This is a genomic window from Spirillospora sp. NPDC046719 (genome assembly GCF_040645715.1).
Taxonomy (GTDB): Bacteria; Actinomycetota; Actinomycetes; order Streptosporangiales; family Streptosporangiaceae; genus Spirillospora.
Map to the genome: position 1 here is coordinate 1 of NZ_JBEYYT010000632.1, position 4,237 is coordinate 4,237.

Annotated in this window: 3 protein-coding genes; 1 reads left to right on the forward strand and 2 read right to left on the reverse strand. The window is 76.0% G+C overall.

The features are described 5' to 3' along the window. Window positions 1–434: 434 nt before the first annotated feature. A complete protein-coding gene (locus ABZ914_RS47615; RefSeq protein ID WP_190854247.1) occupies window positions 435–1,109 on the reverse strand; it encodes a response regulator transcription factor in 675 nt (224 codons plus the stop codon). After that, the gene (locus tag ABZ914_RS47620) at window positions 1,100–2,908 is read right to left on the reverse strand and encodes a sensor histidine kinase (protein WP_500201242.1); all 1,809 of its coding nucleotides are present in this window, start codon (window positions 2,906–2,908) and stop codon (window positions 1,100–1,102) included. Before ABZ914_RS47620 ends, ABZ914_RS47615 begins: the two co-directional genes overlap by 10 nt. Before the next feature lie 246 nt (window positions 2,909–3,154). Here ABZ914_RS47620 and ABZ914_RS47625 point away from each other — a divergent pair. Beyond that, window positions 3,155–4,237 (forward strand): LacI family DNA-binding transcriptional regulator (locus ABZ914_RS47625; RefSeq protein ID WP_500201243.1); only part of this gene is annotated, 1,083 nt, incomplete at its 3' end.

Here is a 4,237-nt window from a genome sequence, read left to right on the forward strand (position 1 = left end):
CGCGCCAGTACGGCCAGCCCGCGGCGAGCGCCCCCGCCGCCACCGCCGCGCCCCCCGCGGCGGCGCGGCGCAGCGGGGCGCCGAACCACGACGGCGCCCGCAGGCGCACCGTCCTCACAGCCAGCCGTCCCTTTCCTGTCGAGGGCCCGGGGGCCCGCGCCGGAGACCGCGCACACGGCGAGCCGGCGGACGCGGACCCGGGGAACCACCGGGCGGGCCTCGGGTTTCCCCGGATGCGCCCGGGGCGCGGCGGCGGGACGATGGGGGCGCCGGACGGCCACGGGCACGGCCCGCGGCTTGCCCCGGTGGCGTGCGGGGGCCACCACCGGCGTCACGTACCGCGACCGGACTCGTACGGAGGATTCTCCCCACAGCACCGCCCTGCGCGGAAGCCCGTTACCCGATCGATGCGCGGAACGGGCGGTGCGGGCGCGTCACTGCGTCTCGGCGGCGCGCAGCCAGGTGAGCACCGCCAGCACCCGCTTGTTGCTGTCCTGCGGGCCGGGCGGCCCGCCCGACGAGGTGATCTTGAGCTTGGTGAAGATGGCCCGGACGTGGTCCTCCACGGTGCGGGCGGACAGGTGCAGCCGCTTGCCGATCCCCGCGTTGGAGTGCCCCTCCGCCATCAGGCCCAGGACCTCCCGCTCGCGGCCGGACAGCCGGGAGAGCTCCCGCTCCCGGTGCCGGGCCTCGACCAGCCGGCTCACCACGTCCGGGTCGATGACGACCTCGCCGCGCATCACCCGCTCCAGCGCGCCGCGCAGGTTGTCGACGTCGGTGACGTGGTCCTTCAGCAGGTAGCCGACGCGGCGCGGCTGGTCGCGGAACAGCTCCATGGCCTGCGGCGTCTCGTTGAAGGCGGACAGCACCAGCACGCCGATCCCGGCGTGGCGCCGCATCAGCTCGCGCGCCGCGACCACGCCCTCGTTGGTGTGCGTCGGCGGCATGTGCAGGTCGAGGATCGCGACGTCCGGCGGGTCCTCGGCGACGCGGGCGAGCAGCTCCTCGCCCGATCCCGCGGACACCGTCACCTCGATGCCGACCGTGGTGAGCAGGGTGACCAGCGCCTGCCGGAAGATCCCGCTGTCCTCCGCCACGGCTACTCGCATGGCAGGACCATCCTCACCGTCGTGCCCCGGGCGTGCTCGCCGTCCACTTCCACATGGCCGCGCAGCGCCCTGATCCGCCCGGCCAGCGCGTCCGGCACCGTGCCGGGCTCGCCCGGCCGCTCCCCGTCGTCGATGACCTCGGCCACCAGCCGGCGGCCGTCCGGACGCACCCGGACGGTCACGCGGGTCGCACGCGCGCGGTCGACAGCGTACGACAAAGCCTCGCAGAGCACCGAGTAAAGCGCGGACTCGATCTCGCGGGAGTAGCGCTCGGCGGTCACGTCCAGCAGCACCCGGGTGCCGAGCCGCTCGGCGACGACCTCCAGCGCCGGGCCGAGGCCGTCCTGGACGAGCAGGGCCGGCTGCACCTCGCGGGCGAGCGCGCGCAGCTCGGCCAGCGCCGCCATCAGCTCCGCGCGGCACGTGCGCGCGTGCTCCTTCACGGCCGGGTCCTCGGCGAGGGCCTCCAGGGTGCCGAGCATCGCGCCGAGCGCCAGCAGCCGCTGCTGCGCGCCGTCGTGCAGGTCGCGGGCCAGCCGCTCGCGCTCCACGGTCTCGGCGCGCAGCAGCCGCTCGTACGCCGACCGCACCTGCTCCAGGCCGGCCTGGACGTTGGACTGGAGCCGCGCCGTCTCCAGCGCCCGGCCCCCGGCCGCCAGCGCCGCCTCGACCAGCGACCCGTGGTCGCGCAGCGCCCCGCCCAGCTCCACGACAGCGAGGGGCTCGCCGGCGGCGGTCTCGACGCGGCGGCGCCACCGCCCCCCGTCCCCCTCCGGCGGATCCCCGCCCGCCGGTTCGGCGTCGTCGGCGTCCAGCGCGACGGGGCGCCCCGCGGTGTCGACGTAGACCTGCTCGGCGGGCGCCCAGAACCACAGCTCCAGGGACGGGTCCTGCAGGACGTCGCGGAGGGCGTCGCGGATCCGCTCCACCGACACCGGGGCGGTCAGCCGCAGCATCCGGCCGGCGACGGCCAGTTCCGCGAGCCGGACGCGCAGCCCGGACGCCAGCAGCGCGAGCGGGATGAGGGCGGACACCGCGCCCTGGATCGCGTACACCCGCAGCAGCGCGTCCAGCGAGATGGACTCCTCCATGATCGGCCGCTGCGTCAGCGCCGCGGAGAGCCCGACGAACGCCAGGGCCAGGGTGACCGGCAGCGCCACCACCCGCCGCATCCGGCTCATCTTCGGCAGCCGCAGCAGCAGGACGACGGCGAAGGAGACGGCGAGCACGAGGTACAGCGCGGCGGAGACCTCCAGGACGGCGCGGAACGCCGCGTGGTCCGGGAACGGCGCCGGCCACCACACGTGCCGCCCGCGGAACGCCGCCCACGCCGGGCGCGAGGTGACCCACAGCGCGGTCGGGCAGCCCCACAGGACCGCGCAGGCGAACACCGTCCAGATCCGGTCGGCGCGGTACTCCAGCCGCCCGGCCGGGTACAGCAGGACGCCCACCGCGAGGGTGAGGTAGAAGTCGGCCTGGGCGTACGGCGACAGCAGCGGTCCGGGCCCGGTGTTCCAGCTCGCCAGCCAGTTCAGCGCCCAGAACAGCGACGCGGCCAGGAACAGCAGCCCGGTGCGCCGGGTGCGGGTTCCCGTCGCCAGCAGCGCGCCGACGACCGCGATCCCGCCGGTGCTGACCAGGCCGAGCGCCGCCGCGGCGGCGTGGTCGCGCCAGTACGGCCATCCCGCGGCCAGCGCGAGCGCGGCCACCGCGAGGCCGGCGGCGAGGGCGCGCCTCGTCTCCGCACCGAACCACGGTGGCGACCTGCGCCTCCGCGGGGCGGATATCACCACGACCATCCTTTCCATGCTGGGACCCGGGGCGGTCCCCCGGTACCGGGAACCCACGGGCGCGGGCACCGTGCTTTCCCGGACGCACGGGAAGTGTCCCCGCTCCGCCCCGTCCGCGAGAGCGGCGTTACCGGATCGCGACGCGCGTTTCCGGCCGCCCCTTTCCCCCGTGCTCGATGTTTGCGCTACCACGATTGTTTCCTGGGTATTGACATCGGTTTGCGTTAGCGCAAACATTCAGGGCACCCGATCGATGTGGAGCAGATCACAGTGACCACCGCGGCGCCCCCTCCCCCGTCCGGCACCGGCCCGTCCGGTTCCGGGCCGGGCGGCGCGCGGCCGCGCGCGGCGGTCATGGAGGACGTCGCGGTGCTCGCGGGCGTCTCGGCGATGACGGTGTCGCGGGTGCTGAACGACCCCGGCAAGGTCGCGCCCCGGACCCGCGAGCGGGTGCTCGCGGCGATGCGCGAGCTGGACTACCGGCCGAACTCGGCGGCGCGCGTGCTCGCGACCGGCCGGTCCGGGGTGCTCGGCGTGGTCAGCTTCGACACGACGCTGTACGGGCCCGCCTCGACCCTGTACGGGATCGAGCGGGCCGCCCGCAGCGCCGACTACATGATCAACATCGCCAGCCTCGGCTCGCTCACCAAGCGCTCCATCGAGGACGGCGTGCAGCGGCTGCGCGCCCAGTCGGTGGACGGGATCGTCATCATCGCGCCGCATCAGTCGGCGGCGGAGGGGCTGCGGCGCCTCCCGCCGGACATGCCGGTGGTGGCGGTCGGCGCGGGCGACGACCTGCCGGTGCCGGTCGCGTCGGTGGACCACCGCGCGGGCGCGGTGCGGGCCGTCCGGCACCTGCTGAGCCTCGGGCACGAGACCGTGTTCCACATGGCCGGCCCCGCGGACTGGATCGACGCGAGCGCCCGCGTGGACGGCTGGCGCTCGGTGCTGGCGGACGAGGGCCGCGAGGTTCCCGAGCCGCTGTCCGGCGACTGGAGCGCCCGGTCGGGGTACGAGCTCGGCCGGCGGCTGGCCGCCGACCCGGCGGTGACCGCGGTGTTCGCCGCCAACGACCCGATGGCCCTCGGCCTGCTGCGCGCGCTGCGCGAGGCGGGCCGCCGCGTCCCGGAGGAGGTGAGCGTGGTGGGCTTCGACGACGTTCCGGAGGCGCCCTACTTCGCGCCCCCGCTGACCAGCGTCCGGCAGCCGTTCGGCGAGGTCGGGCGGCACGCGTTCCAGCGGCTGCTGGAACGCGACGACGACCCCGCCGGCGTCGGCGCCGGCCCGCCCGCGCGCCGCCCCGTGGTACCGGAGCACCTGGGGTGGGAGAGGACCGCC